Origin of the sequence: Massilia niastensis DSM 21313 (assembly GCF_000382345.1) — a bacterium.
Lineage (GTDB): Bacteria > Pseudomonadota > Gammaproteobacteria > Burkholderiales > Burkholderiaceae_D > Telluria > Telluria niastensis.
Genome location: NZ_KB908103.1, coordinates 1 through 18,269 on the forward strand (window position 1 = coordinate 1; position 18,269 = coordinate 18,269).

The 18,269-nt window shown below is 64.4% G+C and carries 20 protein-coding genes and 1 tRNA gene; 17 read left to right on the plus strand and 4 right to left on the minus strand.

The window, feature by feature from the left end:
- The 3 genes from H162_RS31110 to H162_RS0116625 form a co-directional block, all read right to left on the minus strand.
- A partial coding sequence (locus H162_RS31110; RefSeq protein WP_169444510.1) for a transposase occupies positions 1-228 on the minus strand: 228 nt, incomplete at its 3' end.
- Positions 229-329: 101 nt separating this feature from the next.
- A complete protein-coding gene (locus H162_RS0116620; protein ID WP_020654615.1) occupies positions 330-1,766 on the minus strand; it encodes a M16 family metallopeptidase in 1,437 nt (478 codons plus the stop codon).
- A 10-nt stretch (positions 1,767-1,776) separates the two neighbouring features.
- A complete protein-coding gene (locus tag H162_RS0116625) occupies positions 1,777-3,183 on the minus strand; it encodes a M16 family metallopeptidase (protein WP_229452112.1) in 1,407 nt (468 codons plus the stop codon).
- A 335-nt stretch (positions 3,184-3,518) separates the two neighbouring features.
- On the opposite strand from H162_RS0116625, the gene H162_RS0116630 reads away from it, so the two are divergent.
- A complete protein-coding gene (locus H162_RS0116630; protein ID WP_020654617.1) occupies positions 3,519-4,289 on the plus strand; it encodes a GIN domain-containing protein in 771 nt (256 codons plus the stop codon).
- Positions 4,290-4,361: 72 nt separating this feature from the next.
- Positions 4,362-4,973 (plus strand): tetratricopeptide repeat protein, encoded by a 612-nt coding sequence (locus tag H162_RS0116635; RefSeq protein WP_020654618.1) that lies wholly within the window; start codon positions 4,362-4,364, stop codon positions 4,971-4,973.
- An 18-nt stretch (positions 4,974-4,991) separates the two neighbouring features.
- On the opposite strand, the gene H162_RS0116640 is transcribed toward H162_RS0116635, so the two are convergent.
- Entirely contained in the window at positions 4,992-5,663 is a 672-nt protein-coding gene (locus tag H162_RS0116640; protein WP_026354733.1) for a class I SAM-dependent methyltransferase, read from the minus strand.
- A 139-nt stretch (positions 5,664-5,802) separates the two neighbouring features.
- Here H162_RS0116640 and H162_RS0116645 point away from each other — a divergent pair, with 139 nt between their 5' ends.
- The 15 genes from H162_RS0116645 (at position 5,803) to nuoK (ending at position 18,241) form a co-directional block, all read left to right on the plus strand.
- Positions 5,803-6,783, plus strand: a complete 981-nt coding sequence (locus H162_RS0116645; RefSeq protein WP_020654620.1) for an NAD(P)H-quinone oxidoreductase — start codon at positions 5,803-5,805, stop codon at positions 6,781-6,783.
- Between the two features lie 82 nt (positions 6,784-6,865).
- Positions 6,866-7,612 (plus strand): triose-phosphate isomerase, encoded by a 747-nt coding sequence (gene tpiA, locus H162_RS0116650; protein WP_026354734.1) that lies wholly within the window; start codon positions 6,866-6,868, stop codon positions 7,610-7,612.
- 45 nt (positions 7,613-7,657) lie between these two features.
- Positions 7,658-8,131 carry a preprotein translocase subunit SecG gene (secG, locus tag H162_RS0116655; protein ID WP_020654622.1) on the plus strand — a complete coding sequence of 158 codons (474 nt, stop codon included), beginning with the start codon at positions 7,658-7,660 and terminating at the stop codon, positions 8,129-8,131.
- A 397-nt stretch (positions 8,132-8,528) separates the two neighbouring features.
- Positions 8,529-8,613 (plus strand) — tRNA-Leu (locus tag H162_RS0116660).
- Between the two features lie 169 nt (positions 8,614-8,782).
- A complete protein-coding gene (locus tag H162_RS0116665) occupies positions 8,783-9,142 on the plus strand; it encodes an NADH-quinone oxidoreductase subunit A (RefSeq protein ID WP_026354735.1) in 360 nt (119 codons plus the stop codon).
- Positions 9,143-9,145: 3 nt separating this feature from the next.
- Complete coding sequence (locus H162_RS0116670; protein ID WP_020654624.1) at positions 9,146-9,622, plus strand: NuoB/complex I 20 kDa subunit family protein; 477 nt, start codon at positions 9,146-9,148, stop codon at positions 9,620-9,622.
- An 18-nt stretch (positions 9,623-9,640) separates the two neighbouring features.
- On the plus strand, positions 9,641-10,234 hold the full coding sequence (locus H162_RS0116675; RefSeq protein WP_020654625.1) for an NADH-quinone oxidoreductase subunit C: 594 nt from the start codon (positions 9,641-9,643) through the stop codon (positions 10,232-10,234).
- A complete protein-coding gene (locus H162_RS0116680; protein WP_020654626.1) occupies positions 10,234-11,487 on the plus strand; it encodes an NADH-quinone oxidoreductase subunit D in 1,254 nt (417 codons plus the stop codon). Before H162_RS0116675 ends, H162_RS0116680 begins: the two co-directional genes overlap by 1 nt.
- A 16-nt stretch (positions 11,488-11,503) precedes the next feature.
- Positions 11,504-11,980: an NADH-quinone oxidoreductase subunit NuoE gene (nuoE, locus tag H162_RS0116685; protein WP_020654627.1), complete on the plus strand. Its 477-nt coding sequence runs from the start codon at positions 11,504-11,506 to the stop codon at positions 11,978-11,980.
- Positions 11,977-13,272 (plus strand): NADH-quinone oxidoreductase subunit NuoF, encoded by a 1,296-nt coding sequence (nuoF, locus tag H162_RS0116690; RefSeq protein ID WP_020654628.1) that lies wholly within the window; start codon positions 11,977-11,979, stop codon positions 13,270-13,272. Before nuoE ends, nuoF begins: the two co-directional genes overlap by 4 nt.
- 21 nt (positions 13,273-13,293) lie before the next feature.
- Positions 13,294-15,648, plus strand: a complete 2,355-nt coding sequence (nuoG, locus tag H162_RS0116695) for an NADH-quinone oxidoreductase subunit NuoG (RefSeq protein WP_026354737.1) — start codon at positions 13,294-13,296, stop codon at positions 15,646-15,648.
- Positions 15,648-16,730: an NADH-quinone oxidoreductase subunit NuoH gene (gene nuoH / locus H162_RS0116700; RefSeq protein ID WP_020654630.1), complete on the plus strand. Its 1,083-nt coding sequence runs from the start codon at positions 15,648-15,650 to the stop codon at positions 16,728-16,730. The genes nuoG and nuoH overlap by 1 nt, the downstream gene beginning before the upstream one ends.
- 13 nt (positions 16,731-16,743) lie before the next feature.
- A complete protein-coding gene (gene nuoI / locus H162_RS0116705; protein ID WP_026354738.1) occupies positions 16,744-17,232 on the plus strand; it encodes an NADH-quinone oxidoreductase subunit NuoI in 489 nt (162 codons plus the stop codon).
- Between the two features lie 35 nt (positions 17,233-17,267).
- The gene (locus tag H162_RS0116710; RefSeq protein WP_026354739.1) at positions 17,268-17,936 is read left to right on the plus strand and encodes an NADH-quinone oxidoreductase subunit J; all 669 of its coding nucleotides are present in this window, start codon (positions 17,268-17,270) and stop codon (positions 17,934-17,936) included.
- Positions 17,933-18,241, plus strand: coding sequence for an NADH-quinone oxidoreductase subunit NuoK (gene nuoK, locus H162_RS0116715; protein ID WP_020654633.1), 309 nt, complete (start codon positions 17,933-17,935; stop codon positions 18,239-18,241). The genes H162_RS0116710 and nuoK overlap by 4 nt, the downstream gene beginning before the upstream one ends.
- Positions 18,242-18,269 lie beyond the last annotated feature (28 nt).

The window sequence follows — 18,269 nt, forward strand, 5'->3', positions numbered from 1 at the left end:
CTCCGAACGAATGCCAAACAGGTAGCCGATGAACAGCATCTTGAACAGCGTCACAGGGTCCAGTGCTGGGCGACCATTATCGGCGCAGTACAAATGCGCGGTCTGTTCCCGGATGAAATCGAACTTGATGTGGCGGTCGATCAGACGCAGCAAATGGTCTTGCGGTACCAGCTGTTCCAGCGTGACCATCTCCAGCTCGTGCTGGAAGGGAGAAGGTGTCTTGAGCATGATGACATTAAATCAAAAGCCCCCGCCGTTGGCGAGGGCTTTTGACTTTGTCAGCAGTCTGAAGCCCCGCAAGCGCGGGGCTTCATCCTGCAGGAAGCGGCTTACTTGTCGGTCACCGTGAACTCGCCGAACGTCTTGAGCTGCTCGCCCAGCGCCGCCGAATCGCCCACCACGATGATCGACTGGTTCTCCGGCGCGAAGTACTTCTTCGATACCGTGCGCACCTGTTCCGGGGTGACTTTCTGGATCAGCGGCACGTACTGCCCGAGGAACTCGGGCGGCAGGCCCACCAGCCAGTTCGAGGCCAGGGTGGTGGCGACCGAACGCTGCAACTGGTTGCTGATCAGGTAGCCGCCGGCGACGTAGCGCTTGTTCATCTCCATTTCCTTGGCCGGCACCAGGTCGGCGCCGATGCGCTTGTACTCGCTGAAGTATTCGTTCAGCGCCGCCGCCGTCACCTCGTTGCGCACGTCGGCGCCGCCGACGATCGCGCCGCCCGTGCGGCTCATGCGCGCGCCGGCCGAGGCGCCGTAGGTGTAGCCCTTTTCCTCGCGCAGGTTCATGTTGACCCGGCTCGAGAAGCCGCCGCCCAGGATGGTGCTGGCCAGGCGCAGCGGGATCTGGTCGGCCGCGCTGGCGGCGATGCCCGGGGCGCCCAGGCGCAGGGTCGACTGCACGCTGCCCTGGCGCTGCAGCACGATGCGGGCCGGCTTGGCGCTGGCCGGCGCCGGCGCCGTTTCCGGCAGCGCCGGGCCGGTCGCCTTCCAGTCGCCGAACGCCTGCTGCGCCAGCTTCATCGCCTCGGCTTCCTTGATGCGGCCGGTGATCACCAGCAGCGCGCGGTCGGGACGGAAGCGCTTGGCGTATTCGGCGCGCAGCATCTCGGCGCTCACCGCGTTGATCGATTCGACCGTCGGATCGGTGCGGCCATACGGGTGATCGCCATACACCGCCTTCTTGATCGCACGCTCGGCGCGGAAGGTCGGGGTGGTCTCGGACACGCGCAGCGCCTGCAGCGCATTGGCCTTGGTCAGCGCCACTTCGTTCTCCGGGAACGAAGGCTGGCGCGCGACTTCGGCCATCAGCTCCATCATGGCGCCGGCCTGCGAGGTCAGGGCGTTGGCCGACAGCAGGATGCCGTCGGCGGCCGGGCTGGCGGCCACTTCGCCGCCCATGCCCTGGGCCGCTTCGGCGATCGCGCGCGAATCGCGCTTGGTCGTGCCTTCGTTGAGCATCGCCGCCAGCAGGCCGGCGAAGCCCGCCTGGGCCGGCGAGTCGGCCGCGAAGCCGGCGCCGCGCATCGCCAGCACGTAGTCCACGCGCGGCAGGCCGTCACGCTGCACCACCCACACGGACAGGCCGTTCGGCAGGGTCTTCTTGGCGATCTTCGGCGCCGGAGTCGGCTTGTCCTTGCCATAGGCCGGCATGCCGGCGGGCGGCTTGGCCTCTCCCTTGGCGAGCGGCTTGGCCGCGTCCTGGGCGAAAGCGCTTGGTGCGAAGGCGAGCGAGACGGCCAGTGTCAGCATCAGTTTCTTCATGATGCGCTCCTTATTTGGTGGCGCCGGCTGGCGCATTGTTGGCGGCGCCGGCGGGCGCACTGGCGGAAGCCGCGATCATGGCGGCCGGCTTGCGGTCGATCACGGTGCGGTTGGTCGGCACCATGTAGGTGCGCACCGCGCGCTGGATGTCGTTGGAAGTCACGCCCTCGATCCAGCCCGGGATCTTGTTGACCACGTTGGCGTCGCCCCACAGGGTCTGCAGCTTGGCCAGGGTGTCGGCGCGGTTGATGAAGCTTTCCAGCTTGTTGTTCCAGTCGGCCAGCATGCGGGTCTTGACGCGCTTCAGGGTGGCGTCGTCGACGCCGTCCTTCGCGACCTTGGCGATCTCTTCGTCCATCGCCTTGAGCAGGGCGTCGGCGCTGCTGTTCGGCTTGTACAGCGCGAACACGGTCAGCAGGGTGGGACCGTCGTATTCCCAGGGGCCGGTCAGGCCGAACAGGGTGTCGACGTTGAGGGCGATCTCGCGGCCCTTGACCAGGCCCTGGTAGAACAGCGAGGCGTCGCCGCCGGCCAGCAGTTCGGCCAGCACCGCGATCGCGGCCTGGTCGCGGCTGCCGCGATCCGGCACCTTCCAGGCGGCGGCGATGGCCGGCACCTGGGCCAGGGCGTCGCTCTGCACGATGCGCTTCTCGGCCGTGTTGAGCGGCTCGGTGAAGTCGCCCGGCTTCGGCGTCGGACGGGCCTTGATGGCGCCGAAGTATTTCTGCGCCAGCGCGAAGCCCTGCTGCGGCGTGATGTCGCCGGCGATCGCCAGCACCGCGTTGTTCGGGCCGTAGTAATCGCGGTGGAAGGCGCGCACGTCATCCAGGCTGGCGTTCTCGAGGTCTTCGAAGCTGCCGTAGCCGTCGTGGTTGTTCTCCCATTTCTGGAACGCCTGCTGGCTGATGTCGATCCACATGAAGCCGCCGTACGGCTGGTTCTTCACGTTCACGCGGATCTCTTCCTTGACCACGTCCTGCTGGTTCTTCAGGGTCTTGTCGTTGAAGTCGAGGGTCTTCATCCGGTCCGCTTCCAGCCACAGGATCGGCTCCAGCGCCGACACCGGCGCGGTCTCGATGTAGTTGGTGAAGTCCGGACGGGTCGAACCGTTGTTGCGCCCGCCGCCTGCGGTGATGGTGGTGTCGAACACGCCCTTCGGCGCGTTCGGCGTGCCCTGGAACATCAGGTGTTCGAACAGGTGGGCGAAGCCGGTGCGGTTCTTCGGCTCGAGACGCATGCCCACGTGGTAGACCACCGACACGCCGACGGTCGGCGAGGAACGGTCTTCCGAGACGATGACGGTCAGGCCGTTATCGAGCTTCTTGACATTGACCGGGAGGGTCCACTGGTCCGCTGTGGCGGCGAACGCCGACAGCGAGAAAGTGAGCCCGGCCAGCAAAACAGGTAATTGGCGCATGCGCATGGTGACCTCGAAAATGAACTCGGAAAATGAGCTTGTGTGACAGCCCACACGAGGCTGCCAAGAAACGCATATTAGCGCAATGTCATGCCAATAAGTAATCTTTTTATTGCGCTAGCGCATGAGTTGGGACTGCATCCATCCATCCTGGCGCCGCTCTGTTCCGCGTTTTATGCAGTTCGTCGCACGCTGCTCCGCAATCGCATCCGGGCAGGATATAGTTGCAACATGCTAAGACTGCATGAATGGCTACATCGGCCGGAGCGCAGGAAAGGCCAGGCGCGCCATAAGCGCGCCGGCCGCGAACAAGAATGGATACTGGAGGACCTTGGATGAACCTGATCAAGCTGGGCCTGGCAAGCATCGCCCTGTGCTTCTGTAACGGCATGGCGATTGCGGCGCCGGATGTGGCGACGGAAACCCGTCCGATCGATGCGCGCGTGGTGCGCGTCAAGCTCGACGGGGTGGTGGACCTGAAGATCCGCCAGGGCGCCAATCCGACCCTGGTGCTGACGGGCGACCCGCGGCTGCTGAGCAAGACCACCACCCTGCAAAGCGGCGATACCCTGAACATCGACACCGAGACGCGCGGCGTGGGCCTGAACATCGGCCGCGGCGCCGGGCTGCATGCCGAGCTGGTGCTGCCGAGCCTGCGCGAAGTGTCCTCGGAAAGCGTCGGCGCCACCCAGGTCAGCGGTTTCTCCGGTGAGGAGCTGGAGCTCACCCTGGATGGGGCCGGTTCGATGAATGTATCATCGAACTACCGCTTCGTGACCGCCAACCTGGGCGGCGTCGGCAGCATGCGCGTGCACGGCATTAACAGCGAAGGCATCGACCTGAACCTGCGCGGGGCGGGCTATGTCACCTTGTCGGGGCGCAGCAAGTGGCTCAAGGCCGAGCTGGGCGGACTGGGCGGTCTCGATGCCCAGCAGTTCTCGGCGGAGTCGGTCACCCTCGAACTGTCGGGCCTGGGCAACGCCACCGTGAATGCCCAGCAGACCTGCAACCTGACCCTGTCGGGCATGGGCTCGGTGACGGTGTACGGCAAGCCGGCGAACCGCAAGGTGGCGGTCGAGGGGCTGGGCAAGGTCAGCTGGAAGTAAAAGAACAGAACGACAGGGAGTCCTGAATACAGGCCCAGGGGTACGTAGAGATCCTGATTCCATGCACGAGACATGAAAAAAATATTCGTTGCGATCGCATTCGCACTCGGCCTGCACGTGAGTGCCCAGGCCGGCTTCGCGGAGGGGGCGAGCGCCTATAACGCCCGCAACTACGCGCTGGCGCTGAAAGAGATTGCTCCGCTTGCCAGGGCCGGCAACGCGGAGGCGCAGCATTTGCTGGGCCTGATGTACTACATGGGACGCGGCGTCACGCGCGACTACAAGCAGGCCTTTACCTGGCACCACAAGGCTGCGCTGCAGGGCAAGTCCGACGCCCAGTATGTCGTGGGCGCGATGTATTACACTGGAAACTCGGTGCCGCAGGACCAGAAGCATGCGGTCACCTGGTTCCGCAGGGCGGCCGAGCAGGGCCATGGCGAGGCCCAGCACGCGCTCGGGCTGATGTACCGCTACCACGTGGCCGGCTTGCCGCAGGATATGGTGCTGGCCTATATGCTGTGGAACCTGGCTGCCGCCAATGGCAACCGCAACGCGCTCGAGCAGCGCGCCGCGATCTCGCGCCAGATGACCCAGGAACAGATCGAGGAAGCGCAAGCGCTGTCGCGATTGTGGCGGCCGGGCACGCCCTTGCCGACGAGTTCGCGGACGGGGAGCAGTTCCTGAGCAGTTGGCGCGCGGGCCTCACTCCGGCAGTTGGCCCACGAGGATCAGCGAGGCCGGCTTGCCCGTATGCGGATGCAGCGGCTCGCGCATCTCCAGCAGACGTAGTCCATTGGTGGCGAACAGGGCGATCCAGCTGGAGAGGGTACGGAAGTACCAGGGCGGGGCATCGGCGAACCCGCTGCTGAACCCGGCCCAGCTGCCTTCGCGCCAGCCGTCGACGTAAGGGGCGTCGCCGCAGGCCATGAGCGGATGGACGGTCTGCACGACCATGATGCCGCCCCGGCGCAGGTACGAGGGCGCCGCCCGGAACAGGCCGTCGACGGATTCGTTCCCGATGAGCGAGAAATTGCAGACGGCGAGGTCGACCGACAGGTCCAGCAGCCCGGCCGCGATCTGCTCGTAGGACAGGAGCCGGAATTCGCCGCCGCCCGCGGCCCGGGCCGTCTCGACCAGTCCGGGAATCGCATCGACGCCAACCATATCTAGCTCAGGGAGCGCGCGCACCAGCCAGCCTTCGCCGCAACCGAGATCGACGCCGGTCCGGGGCGCATAGGCGCGCACCGCATCGACGACGGCCTGGTTGGTGGCCAGCACGCGCGATGCGATCTCGCCGCTGCGCACTGCTGTTACCCATGGATCTGCATTTCGCACCCAGGAATCGACGATGCCTGCTTCGGTATGACTGGACATTGGAATCTCCTTGTTAATGCGCATTATGCCCGGCAAGCCGGCGTCAAGACATCGTCATGTCGCCGCCGTGTGTCGCACCTGGCAGTCGCTCCCGCCCTAGCTGCCGTACAATTAAGGTTTTTTCAATACGGAGCATCCCATGCGCGCCATCGAAATCACCCAGCCGGGCAAGCCGGAAGTCCTGCAGCTGTGCGAACGCCCGCTGCCGGAACTCAAACCCGGTGAAGTCCTGATCAAGGTGCACGCCGCCGGCATCAACCGGCCCGACGTGTTTCAACGCCTCGGCAAGTACCCGGTCCCGCCCGGCGCCTCCGACCTGCCGGGCCTGGAAGTGGCGGGCGAGATCGTCGACGGCGCGCTCGAGGGGAGCGGCTTCGCCAAAGGCGACATGGTGTGCGCGCTGGTGCAGGGCGGCGGCTATGCCGAATACTGCGCCGCGCCGGTCGAGCAGTGCCTGCCCATGCCGGAAGGCCTGACGCCGCTGGAAGCGGCCTCGCTGCCGGAAACCTTCTTCACGGTCTGGAGCAATGTGTTCCAGCGCGGCGCCCTGGCGCCGGGAGAAACCCTGCTGGTGCAGGGCGGCACGTCCGGCATCGGCGTGACCGCGATCCAGCTCGCGAAGGCGCTCGGCCACCGCGTGTTCGCCACCGCCGGCTCGGATGACAAATGCCGCGCCTGCGAGGAACTGGGCGCCGAACGCGGCATCAATTACCGCAGCGAGGACTTCGCCGCCGTCGTCAAGGAGCTGACGGGCGGGAAGGGCGTCGACGTGGTGCTCGACATGGTGGCCGGCGACTATGTCGCGCGCGAGATCGAGTGCCTGGCCGACGACGGCCGCATCGTCTGCATCGCGCTGCTGGGCGGGGCGCGCGCCACGGTCGACATGAACCATGTGCTGCGCCGCCGCCTGACGATCACCGGCTCGACCCTGCGTCCGCGTCCGGTGGCGTTCAAGGCGGCGATCGCGCGCGAACTGCGCGCGCAGGTGTGGCCGTTGTTCGCGCAGGGCACGCTCAAGCCCGTGATCTTCCGCAGCTTCCCGCTCGAGCAGGCGGCCGAAGCGCATGCGCTGATGGAATCGAGCACCCACGTCGGCAAGATCGTCCTGCAGGTGCTGTAATCCAGCCAACGGCTCAGCCATTGTTGTTTGACCGCCAGATGGTCGGCCGCTAGAATAGCGGGTTATTTCACTGTGGGGTACTATGCGTTCCAAACTTGTAGTCGGGAACTGGAAGATGAACGGCAGCCGCGCAGCGAATGCGACGCTGCTGTCCGGCATTGTCGAAGGCATCGATGGCGCCAAGGCCGCTTGCGCGGTCTGCGTGCCGGCGCCCTATCTGTTCCAGTGCGAACAACTGCTCCAGGGTAGCCCGGTCGCCTGGGGCGCCCAGGATGTCTCGTGCCAGGCGCCCGGCGCCTTCACCGGCGAAGTCTGCGCGGCGATGCTGGCCGATTTCGGTTGCCGTTATGTCATCGTCGGCCATTCCGAGCGCCGCGCCTACCATGGCGAGTCGAACGAACTGGTGGCGCGCAAGGCCCAGGCCGCGCTCGCCGCCGGCCTGACCCCGATCGTCTGCGTCGGCGAAACGCTGGCCGAGCGCGAGGAGGGCGCCACCGCCGCCATCGTCGGCGCCCAGCTCGACGCCGTGCTGGAACTGATTGGCAAGGAAGCGGTCGCGCAGATCGTCGTCGCCTACGAGCCGGTCTGGGCGATCGGCACCGGCAAGACCGCCACCCCGGAAATGGCGCAGGAAGTGCACGCCGGGTTGCGCGCCCAGCTGCGCACCTGCAACGCGGAGGCGGCGGACGGGGTGAAGATCCTGTACGGCGGCAGCATGAAGCCGGACAATGCGCGCGAACTGATGGCCCAGCCCGACATCGACGGCGGCCTGATCGGCGGTGCAGCACTGAAGGCGGCGGATTTCCTGGCGATTATCCGCGCGGCTTGAATATAAGAATTTGAAACGCTGTTAAACCTTGAAAATGGAATTGCAATGAACACCTTGTTCAATCTGATTATCGTCGTGCAGGTCATCTCGGCCCTGGCCATCATCGGCCTGGTGCTGCTCCAGCATGGCAAGGGCGCCGACATGGGTGCGGCCTTCGGCTCGGGCGCCTCGGGCAGCCTGTTCGGCGCATCCGGTTCGTCGAACTTCCTGTCGAAGTCGACCGCGGTGGCCGCTGCAATCTTCTTCGCCTCGACCCTGGCGCTGGCCTACTTCAGCAACGACCGCAGCGGCAGCGCGGGACCGGATGGCGGCGTGATGGAGCGCGTCACCGTGCCGTCGTCCCAGGCGCCGGCCACGGGCATTCCGACCACCGCGCCGGCCCCGGCCGCTGCGCCGGCCGACGTGCCGACCCTGCCGGCCGGCCAGGCCGCGCCTGCTCCGGCTCCGGCCGTCCCGGCGGCGCCGGCTCCCGCTCCGGCAGCCCCGGCTCCGGCCGCTCCGGCCCCGGCCACCAACTGATTCACCGCATGGGCGGCGCTGCCGCCCATCGTCCCGGCACAGCCGGCGCAGCGCATGCTGCGCCGGCTGTGTGCGTTTTGGGGGTTTGTTGCGGGATACGCACGGAGTGGGTGGGCGACCCGCCTCTGTCCCTGCGATAAATACGGTGAATAAGTCGAGCGCTCGCGCGCGAATTTCTAAATGGCGGTAGAATGCCGCTCGTCCGGTCTCATCGGAAGGGAGTCGCAGCGCCGCGGCTTCTGCCGGGTCCGGGGTGGCACTGCGGTCGACTTGTCATGCTCGTGTAAGCAATTGCCGGGCAATTTGAAAAAGTTGAAAAATTGCGCAATTTTCCTTGTGATAACGCAATTTGTGCATTGAAAAATAGTGCTAAAGCAGGGTAGAATACTGGTCTCCAGCCGACGTGGTGAAATTGGTAGACACGCTATCTTGAGGGGGTAGTGGCGAAAGCTGTGCGAGTTCGAGTCTCGCCGTCGGCACCAAGTTGCAGAAAGAAGCCAGCAAGGGCGCGTGAGCATTGTTCTCCTGCCTGAGCTGGCTTTTTTACGAGGATCAGTCGTGGTCCTGGTGGCAGATCTTGCCAGGTTCGCGCGATTCGGCGCTGCATCCCCAGCAGTGTTTCTTTAACCGATCGTTCAAATAGGCTTCATCGTGAACCTCGAAAATTATTTCCCCGTTCTTCTCTTTATTCTGATTGGCGTAGGCGTCGGTGTCGCCCCGCAGGTGCTCGGCCGCCTGCTCGGTCCGCACCGTCCGGATGCCGCCAAGCTGTCCCCCTATGAATGCGGCTTCGAAGCCTTCGAAGACGCACGCATGAAGTTCGACGTCCGGTACTACCTGGTCGCGATCCTGTTTATTTTGTTTGATCTGGAAACGGCATTCTTCTTCCCATGGGGCGTCTCGATGCGCGAACTGGGCTGGACCGGCTTCGTGACGATGATGGTCTTCATCGCCGAATTCGTCGTCGGGTTCTGGTACATCTGGAAGAAAGGTGCCCTTGATTGGGAATAAGCCATGGCAATTGAAGGCGTATTAAACGAAGGTTTCATTACCACCACAGCCGATAAGCTGATCAACTGGGCGCGCACCGGGTCGATGTTCCCGATGACGTTCGGCCTGGCATGCTGCGCGGTCGAGATGATGCATGTGGGCGCCGCCCGCTACGATCTCGACCGTTTTGGCATTGTGTTCCGCCCATCGCCGCGCCAGTCGGACGTCATGATCGTCGCCGGCACGCTGTGCAACAAGATGGCTCCGGCGCTGCGCAAGGTGTACGACCAGATGGCCGAGCCGCGCTGGGTCATCTCGATGGGTTCCTGCGCCAACGGCGGCGGCTACTACCACTACTCGTATTCGGTGGTGCGCGGCTGCGACCGCATCGTCCCCGTCGACGTCTACGTACCTGGCTGCCCGCCGACCGCGGAAGCCCTGCTGTACGGCATCATGCAGCTGCAAAACAAGATCAAGCGCACCAATACCATCGCGCGCTAAGCACAGCAGATTCACATCATGACGACAAAACTCGAAGTCCTTGAACTCGCCCTGAAAAAAGCACTGGGCGAGGGCGCCGCCATCAGTTCGGCGCTGGGCGAAGTGACGGTGGTAGTCAAGGCCGCCGACTACCTGCAGGCGATGCAGACCCTGCGCGACGATCCTTCGTTGCGCTTCGAACAGCTGATCGACCTGTGCGGCGTCGACTACTCGCAGTATGGCGAGGGCACCTGGGACGGCCTGCGCTTCGCGGTCGTGTCCCACCTGCTCTCGATCGAGCACAACTGGCGCGTGCGCGTGCGCGTGTTCGCTCCCGACGACGACATGCCGATCGTCGAGTCGGTGACCGGCGTCTGGCGTGCGGCCAACTGGTACGAGCGCGAAGCGTTCGACCTGTACGGCATCCTGTTCGACGGCCACGGCGACCTGCGCCGCATCCTGACCGACTACGGCTTCATCGGCCATCCGTTCCGCAAGGATTTCCCGATCTCGGGCTATGTCGAAATGCGCTACGACCCCGAACAGAAACGCGTGATCTATCAACCCGTGACGATCGAGCCGCGCGAGAACATTCCGCGCGTGATCCGCGAAGAAACCTACGGGACGAAATAATGGCTGAGCTTAAGAATTACACCCTGAACTTTGGTCCGCAGCACCCGGCAGCGCACGGCGTGCTGCGCCTCGTGCTGGAACTGGACGGCGAAGTGATCCAGCGCGCCGACCCGCACATCGGCCTGCTGCACCGCGGCACCGAGAAGCTGGCGGAAACCCGCACCTACCTGCAGTCGGTGCCGTACATGGACCGCCTGGACTACGTCTCGATGATGTGCAACGAGCACGGCTACGTGCTGGCAGTCGAAAAGCTGCTGGGCATCGAAGCGCCGGTGCGCGCGCAGTACATCCGCGTGATGTTCGACGAGATCACCCGTATCCTGAACCACCTGATGTGGCTGGGCGCGCACGCGCTGGACATCGGCGCCATGGGTCCGTTCCTGTACGCGTTCCGCGACCGCGAAGACCTGTTCGACGTCTATGAGGCGGTGTCGGGCGCGCGCATGCACGCGGCCTACTACCGCCCGGGCGGCGTGTACCGCGACCTGCCGGACACCATGCCGCAGCACAAGGCGTCGCCGATCCGCAGCGCCAAGGCCGTCGCCGAACTGAACGAACACCGCCAGGGTTCGGTCATCGACTTCATCGAGGCCTTCACCAAGCGCTTCGACGGCTATGTCGACGAGTACGAGACCCTGCTGACCGACAACCGTATCTGGAAACAGCGTACCGTCGGCATCGGCGTGGTGACCCCGGAAGCGGCCAAGGCCATGGGCTTCACCGGCGCCATGCTGCGCGGTTCGGGCATCGAATGGGACCTGCGCAAGAACCAGCCGTACGCCGTCTACGACAAGATGGACTTCGACATCCCGGTCGGCACCAACGGCGACTCGTATGACCGCTACCTGGTCCGCATCGAAGAGATGCGCCAGTCGAACCGGATCGTCAAGCAGTGCGTGACCTGGCTGCGCGCGAACCCGGGTTCGGTCATGATCGACAACAACAAGATCGCGCCGCCGAGCCGCATGGACATGAAGTCCAACATGGAATCGCTGATCCACCACTTCAAGCTGTTCACCGAAGGCTTCCACGTGCCGGAAGGCGAGGCGTATGCCGCGGTCGAGCACCCGAAGGGCGAGTTCGGCATCTACATCGTCTCCGACGGCGCCAACAAGCCTTACCGCCTGAAGATCCGTACGCCGGACTATGCGCACCTGCAAAGCCTCGACGAAATGGCGCGCGGACACATGATCGCCGACGCAGTGACCATCATCGGCACGCAGGACATCGTGTTCGGCAGTATCGACCGCTAAGAAGGTAGGAAAGATTATGTTATCCGAGCAGTGCTACAAGAAAATCGATCGTGAGCTGGCCAAGTACCCGGCCGATCAACGCCAGTCGGCCGTGATGGCCTCGCTGGCCCACGCCCAGGTGGAACTGGGCTGGCTGTCGCCCGAAACGATGCAGGAAATCGCCGACTACATCGGCATGCCCGCCATCGCGGTGCAGGAAGTGGCGACCTTCTACAACATGTACAACCTGAAGCCGGTCGGCAAGGCGAAGATCACCGTCTGCACCAACCTGCCGTGCGCCCTGTCGGGTGGCGAGCGCGCCGGCCAATACCTGAAAGACAAGCTGGGTATCGATTACCGCGACACCACCGCCGACGGCGCATTCACGCTGCTGGAAGGCGAGTGCATGGGCGCCTGCGGCGACGCGCCGGTCATGCTGGTGAATAACCACCGCATGTGCTCGTTCATGAGCGACGCCAAGATCGATGCACTGGTGGAGGAACTGAAGAAATGACCAGCCTGCACGACCGTCACATCAATCCCCTGATCCTGAAGGATCTGAACGGCGCCAACTGGCACCTGGAAGATTACGTCAAGCGCGGCGGCTATTCGGCGCTGCGCCGCATCCTGGAACAGGGCATCACGCCCGAGCAGGTCATCGCCGACCTGAAGGCCTCGGGCCTGCGCGGCCGCGGCGGCGCCGGTTTCCCGACCGGCCTGAAGTGGAGCTTCATGCCGCGCCAGTTCCCGGGCCAGAAATACCTCGTCTGCAATACCGACGAAGGCGAGCCGGGCACGTTCAAGGATCGCGACATCATGCGCTACAACCCGCATGCGCTGATCGAGGGCATGGCCATCGGCGCGTATGCGATGGGCATCACCGTGGGCTACAACTACATCCACGGCGAGATCTTCCAGGAATACCTGCAGTTCGAAGAAGCGCTGGAAGAGGCGCGCGCTGCCGGCTACCTGGGCGACAAGATCATGGGCAGCGAGTTCTCGTTCCAACTGCACGCCCACCACGGCTACGGCGCCTACATCTGCGGCGAAGAAACCGCGCTGCTGGAGTCGCTCGAAGGCAAGAAGGGCCAGCCGCGCTTCAAGCCGCCGTTCCCGGCCTCGTTCGGCCTGTACGGCAAGCCGACCACGATCAACAACACCGAGACCTTCGCGGCCGTCCCCTTCATCCTGAACATGGGCGCCGAGAACTACATGGCCATCGGACGTCCGAACAACGGCGGCACCAAGATCTTCTCGATCTCGGGCGACGTCGAGCGTCCGGGCAACTACGAAGTCCCGCTGGGCACGCCGTTCGCCAAGCTGATGGAGCTGGCCGGCGGCATGCGCGGCGGCAAGAAGATCAAGGCCGTGATCCCGGGCGGTTCGTCGGCGCCGGTCGTGCGTGGCGACCTCATGATGAACACCGACCTGGACTACGACTCGATCGCGAAAGCCGGTTCGATGCTCGGTTCGGGCGCCGTGATCGTGCTGGACGAGACCCGCTGCATGGTCAAGTCGCTGCTGCGCCTGTCCTACTTCTACTACGAGGAATCCTGCGGCCAGTGCACGCCGTGCCGCGAAGGCACCGGCTGGATGTACCGCATGGTGCACCGCATCGAGCACGGCAAGGGCCGTCCGGAAGACCTGGACCAGCTCTTCAACATCGCCGACAACATCAAGGGCCGCACCATCTGCGCCCTGGGCGATGCGGCCGCGTTGCCGGTGCAGTCGTTCGTCAAGAACTTCCGCGAAGAATTTGAATATCACGTCGAGCACAAGCACTGTCTCGTGCCCGCATACCTTTAAACCAGGTCAGGTAACGATCAAATGGTTGAAATCGAATTAGACGGCAAGAAAGTCGAAGTCCCACCAGGTTCCATGGTGATGGACGCCGCAAACAAAATCGGAACCTACATTCCGCACTTCTGCTATCACAAGAAATTGTCGATCGCAGCGAACTGCCGCATGTGCCTGGTTGAAGTGGAGAAGGCTCCCAAGCCGCTGCCGGCCTGCGCAACCCCGGTCTCGCCGGGCATGATCGTGCGCACCCACAGCGACAAGGCGGTGCACGCGCAGAAGTCCGTGATGGAATTCCTCCTCATTAACCACCCGCTCGACTGCCCGATCTGCGACCAGGGCGGCGAATGCCAGCTGCAGGACCTCGCGGTCGGCTACGGCAAGAGCGGCTCGCGCTACGAGGAAGAAAAGCGCGTGGTGGCACCGAAGGAAGCCGGCCCGCTGATCTCGATGGAAGAGATGAGCCGCTGCATCCAGTGCACCCGCTGCGTGCGCTTCGGCCAGGAAGTGGCCGGCGTGATGGAATTCGGCATGGTCGGCCGCGGCGAGCACTCGGAGATCACCACCTTCGTCGGCAAGACCGTCGACTCCGAAGTGTCGGGCAACATGATCGACCTGTGCCCGGTCGGCGCCCTGACCTCGAAGCCTTTCCGCTATTCGGCACGTCCGTGGGAACTGCAGCGCCGCAAGTCGGTGTCGCCGCACGACTCGCTGGGCGCGAACCTGATCGTCCAGGTCAAGGGCGGCAAGGTCATGCGCGTGCTGCCGCTCGAAAACGACGCGGTCAACGAGTGCTGGATCTCGGACAAGGAGCGTTTCTCGTACGAGGCGCTGGACAATGCCGACCGCCTGGTCAACCCGATGATCAAGCAGGGCGGCGCGTGGCAGGAAACCGACTGGCAGACGGCGCTGGAATACGTCGCCCACGGCCTGCGTAACATCCGCCACGAGCACGGCGCCGACAGCATCGCCGCCGTCGCCACCGCCCACTCGACCGTCGAAGAACTGTACCTGCTGAACAAGACCATCCGTGGCATCGGCTCCGACAACATCGACTTCCGCCTGCGCCAGAGCGACTTCGCCCTGGGTGGCCAGGTCACCCCGTGGCTGGGCATGCCGATCGCCGAACTGAGCAAGCTCAAGCGCGCCTTCGTGATCGGTTCCTTCCTGCGCAAGGACCACCCGCTGGTCGCGACCCGCCTGCGCGGCGCCGTCAAGGGCGGCGCCAAGCTGGCGCTGCTGCAGGGCGCGGACGACGACCTGCTGATGCCGGTCGCGAACAAGCTGATCGCCGCACCGAACGACTGGCTGGCTGCCCTGTCCGAAGTCGTCGTCGCCGTCGCTTCCGCCAGGAACATCGCCGCACCTGCCGGCTTCGACGGCATCGAAGCCGGCGCCGCCGCCAAGGGCATCGCCGCTTCGCTGGTCGTCACCGGCGACGTGCAGCTGCCGGGCGCCGTCCTGCTGGGCAACGCCGCCGGCCAGCATCCGCAGGCAGCGCAGATCCACGCCGCCGCGCAATGGATCGCCGAGCAGACCGGCTGCAAGTTCGGCTACCTGGTCGAAGCCGCCAACACCGTCGGCGGCTACCTGGTGGGCGCGACCTCGGGCAAGAACGAAGCCGTGTTCGCCACCCCGAAGAAGGCCTACGTGCTGCTGAACGCGGAACCGGAACTGGATGCGGCCAACCCGCAGCAGGCCGTCGCCGCCCTGCAGGGCGCCGAGATGGTCGTCGCCATGTCGGCCTTCAAGCACGGCATGGACTACGCCGACGTGCTGCTGCCGATCTCGCCGTTCAGCGAGACCGCCGGCACCTTCGTCAACTGCGAAGGCCGCGCACAGAGCTTCAACGGCACCGTGCGTCCGCTGGGCGAGACCCGTCCGGCCTGGAAAGTGCTGCGCGTGCTGGGCAACCTGCTGGGCCTGTCGGGCTTCGACTACGAGACGTCGGAAGCGATCCGCGACGAAGCGCTGGGCAAGGGCGTGACCGACCATGCGAGCAAGCTGAACAACGTGGCCAAGCTGGCGCCGAGCGCGGGCAAGTACGCCGCCGCCGGCCAGCTCGAGCGCGTGACCGACGTGCCGGTGTACTTCACCGACGCGCTGGCCCGCCGTTCGGAGCCGCTGCAGCGCACCGCGGATGCGAACGCACCGCTGGTCACCCTGTCGAAAGCCGTCGCCGAACAGATCGGCGTAAAGGCTGGCGACACCGTCAAAGTCACCCAGGGTTCGGGGTGCGCCGTCCTGGTGGCCAACGTGGATGCACGCCTGCCGTCGAACGCAGTGCGCGTGGCCGCCGGCCACCGTGCGGTCGCCACCCTCGGCGCCATGTTTGGTGCGATTAATGTTGAAAAAGCGGTAGAAAAAGCAGGGGAGGGCAAGTAATGGCAACGCCCGATTTCGTGAATGCATTGAATGCCGGCGGCGCTGAGCTGCTCGGCCCGGTCTGGCCGCTGGCCTGGACCGTGATGAAAATCGTCGCGGTGCTGTTGCCGCTGATGGGCCTGGTCGCCTACCTGACCCTGTGGGAACGCAAGCTGATCGGCTGGATCCAGATCCGCGTCGGCCCGAACCGCGTGGGCCCGGGCGGCCTGCTGCAGCCGATCGCCGACGCGCTCAAGCTGCTGCTGAAAGAGATCGTCATTCCGACCAAGGCCACCACCAGCCTGTTCGTGATCGGCCCGATCATGACCATCATGCCGGCGCTGGCCGCCTGGTCGGTGATTCCCTTCGGCCCGCAGGTTGCGCTGGCCGACGTGAACGCCGGCCTGCTGCTGCTGCTGGCGATCACCTCGATGGAGGTGTACGGCATCATCATCGCAGGCTGGGCCTCGAACTCGAAGTACTCGTTCATGGGCGCGATGCGCGCCTCGGCCCAGATGATCTCGTACGAGATCCCGATGGGCTTCGTGATGGTCGTGGTGCTGATGGTGTCGGGCAGCCTGAACTTCTCGGACATCGTCATGGGCCAGACCGTCGGCACCTTCGCCGGCATGGGACTGAACTTCCTGTCGTGGAACTGGCTGCCGCTGCTGCCGCTGTTCGTCATCTACCTGACCTCCGGCCTGGCGGAGTGCAACCGCCACCCGTTCGACGTGGTCGAAGGCGAATCGGAAATCGTGGCCGGCCACATGGTCGAATACTCGGGCATGTCCTACGCCATGTTCATGCTGGCCGAATACGCCAACATGATCCTGGTCGCCATCCTGGCATCGATCATGTTCCTGGGCGGCTGGTCGGCTCCGTTCGGCTTCCTGGACATCGGCGGCGGTTTCGGCGGCTTCTTCTGGCTGTTCCTCAAGACCTTCCTGATCGTTTCGCTGTTCATCTGGGTTCGCGGCACCTTCCCGCGCTACCGCTATGACCAGATCATGCGCCTGGGCTGGAAAGTGTTCATTCCGCTGACCCTGATCTGGCTGGTGCTGGTTGCCACCTGGATGCAGACGCCGTGGAACATCTGGAAGTAAGGATCAAAAGATAATGGAACGAATTAAAGACCTTCTCGGCAGCCTGATGCTGACCGAACTCTTCAAGGGCCTGGCCCTGACCGGCAAGTATGCGCTGTCGCGCAAGATCACGGTCCAGTACCCCGAAGAGAAGACCCCGATGTCGAACCGCTTCCGCGGCCTGCACGCCCTGCGTCGCTACCCCAACGGGGAAGAGCGCTGCATCGCCTGCAAACTGTGCGAAGCGGTGTGCCCGGCAATGGCCATCACGATCGAGTCGGCGCAGCGCGAGGACGGCACCCGCCGCACCACGCGCTACGACATCGACCTGACCAAGTGCATCTTCTGCGGTTTCTGCGAAGAGTCCTGCCCGGTCGATTCGATCGTCGAGACCCACGTGCTGGAATACCACGGCGAGAAACGCGGCGATCTCTACTACACCAAAGAGATGCTGCTGGCCGTGGGCGACCGCTACGAAGCCGACATCGCCGCAGCCCGCGCGGCGGACGCGAAGTACCGCTGATCCACCGCTAACAAGAATAGGCTCCTGGGTTACTCATGGAATTTACTACTGCATTGTTCTACGTGTTCGCGGCCGTGATGGTACTGGCCTCGCTGCGCGTCATCACCGCCAGGAATCCGGTTCACGCCGCGCTGTTCCTGGTGCTCGCGTTCTTCAACGCAGCCGGTATCTGGCTGCTGCTCAAGGCCGAGTTCCTCGCCATCGTGCTGGTGCTGGTCTATGTCGGCGCCGTCATGGTGCTGTTCCTGTTCGTCGTCATGATGCTCGACATTAATATCGACCGCATGCGCGAAGGCTTCTGGGGTTACCTGCCGCTGGCCTCGGGCATCGGCGCCCTGATCGTCCTCGAGATGGCCGCCGTCCTGTGGCGCGGCTTCCTCGACTTCGAGCAGTCGACGGCCGCTGCCGCCGCCAACATCGGCGGCACCAAGGAACTGGGCCTGCTGATCTACACCAAGTACATCTACGGCTTCGAGATCGCCGCCGTGATCCTGCTGGTGGCGATCATCGCCGCAGTCGCCCTGACCCTGCGCAAGCGCAAGGACACCAAAGCAATCGACCCGGGCCTCGCGGTTCGCGTCAAGCGTAACGACCGCCTGCGCATCGTCAAGATGGAAGCGGTCAACCAGCGCGCGATCGACGCCGCCAACGCCGAGAAGGCCGCGGCAGCCGCTGCCGTCGCTGAATCGAAGGAGGCACCATGACTTTGTCGCTCGCTCACTACCTGATCCTGGGCGCGATCCTGTTCGCGATCTCGGTGGTCGGTATTTTCCTGAACCGGAAGAACATCATCATCCTGCTGATGGCCATCGAATTGATGCTGCTGGCGGTGAACCTGAACTTCGTCGCGTTCTCTCACTATATGGGGGATGCGGCGGGGCAGATCTTCGTGTTCTTCATTTTGACCGTCGCGGCCGCCGAATCGGCGATCGGCCTGGCGATCCTGGTGGTCCTGTTCCGTAACCTGGACACGATCAACGTGGAAGACCTCGACAGCCTGAAGGGCTGACGGGTCTCGGCTTGATAAACAATAACGA

Coding starts and splice junctions, on each gene's coding strand:
- H162_RS0116620 (WP_020654615.1), bottom strand. CDS start 1,766: ATGAAGAAACTGATGCTGACACTGGCCGTCTCGCTCGCCTTCGCACCA.
- H162_RS0116625 (WP_229452112.1), bottom strand. CDS start 3,183: ATGCGCCAATTACCTGTTTTGCTGGCCGGGCTCACTTTCTCGCTGTCG.
- H162_RS0116630 (WP_020654617.1), top strand. CDS start 3,519: ATGAACCTGATCAAGCTGGGCCTGGCAAGCATCGCCCTGTGCTTCTGT.
- H162_RS0116635 (WP_020654618.1), top strand. CDS start 4,362: ATGAAAAAAATATTCGTTGCGATCGCATTCGCACTCGGCCTGCACGTG.
- H162_RS0116640 (WP_026354733.1), bottom strand. CDS start 5,663: ATGTCCAGTCATACCGAAGCAGGCATCGTCGATTCCTGGGTGCGAAAT.
- H162_RS0116645 (WP_020654620.1), top strand. CDS start 5,803: ATGCGCGCCATCGAAATCACCCAGCCGGGCAAGCCGGAAGTCCTGCAG.
- tpiA (WP_026354734.1), top strand. CDS start 6,866: ATGCGTTCCAAACTTGTAGTCGGGAACTGGAAGATGAACGGCAGCCGC.
- secG (WP_020654622.1), top strand. CDS start 7,658: ATGAACACCTTGTTCAATCTGATTATCGTCGTGCAGGTCATCTCGGCC.
- H162_RS0116670 (WP_020654624.1), top strand. CDS start 9,146: ATGGCAATTGAAGGCGTATTAAACGAAGGTTTCATTACCACCACAGCC.
- H162_RS0116675 (WP_020654625.1), top strand. CDS start 9,641: ATGACGACAAAACTCGAAGTCCTTGAACTCGCCCTGAAAAAAGCACTG.
- H162_RS0116680 (WP_020654626.1), top strand. CDS start 10,234: ATGGCTGAGCTTAAGAATTACACCCTGAACTTTGGTCCGCAGCACCCG.
- nuoE (WP_020654627.1), top strand. CDS start 11,504: ATGTTATCCGAGCAGTGCTACAAGAAAATCGATCGTGAGCTGGCCAAG.
- nuoF (WP_020654628.1), top strand. CDS start 11,977: ATGACCAGCCTGCACGACCGTCACATCAATCCCCTGATCCTGAAGGAT.
- nuoG (WP_026354737.1), top strand. CDS start 13,294: ATGGTTGAAATCGAATTAGACGGCAAGAAAGTCGAAGTCCCACCAGGT.
- nuoH (WP_020654630.1), top strand. CDS start 15,648: ATGGCAACGCCCGATTTCGTGAATGCATTGAATGCCGGCGGCGCTGAG.
- nuoI (WP_026354738.1), top strand. CDS start 16,744: ATGGAACGAATTAAAGACCTTCTCGGCAGCCTGATGCTGACCGAACTC.
- H162_RS0116710 (WP_026354739.1), top strand. CDS start 17,268: ATGGAATTTACTACTGCATTGTTCTACGTGTTCGCGGCCGTGATGGTA.
- nuoK (WP_020654633.1), top strand. CDS start 17,933: ATGACTTTGTCGCTCGCTCACTACCTGATCCTGGGCGCGATCCTGTTC.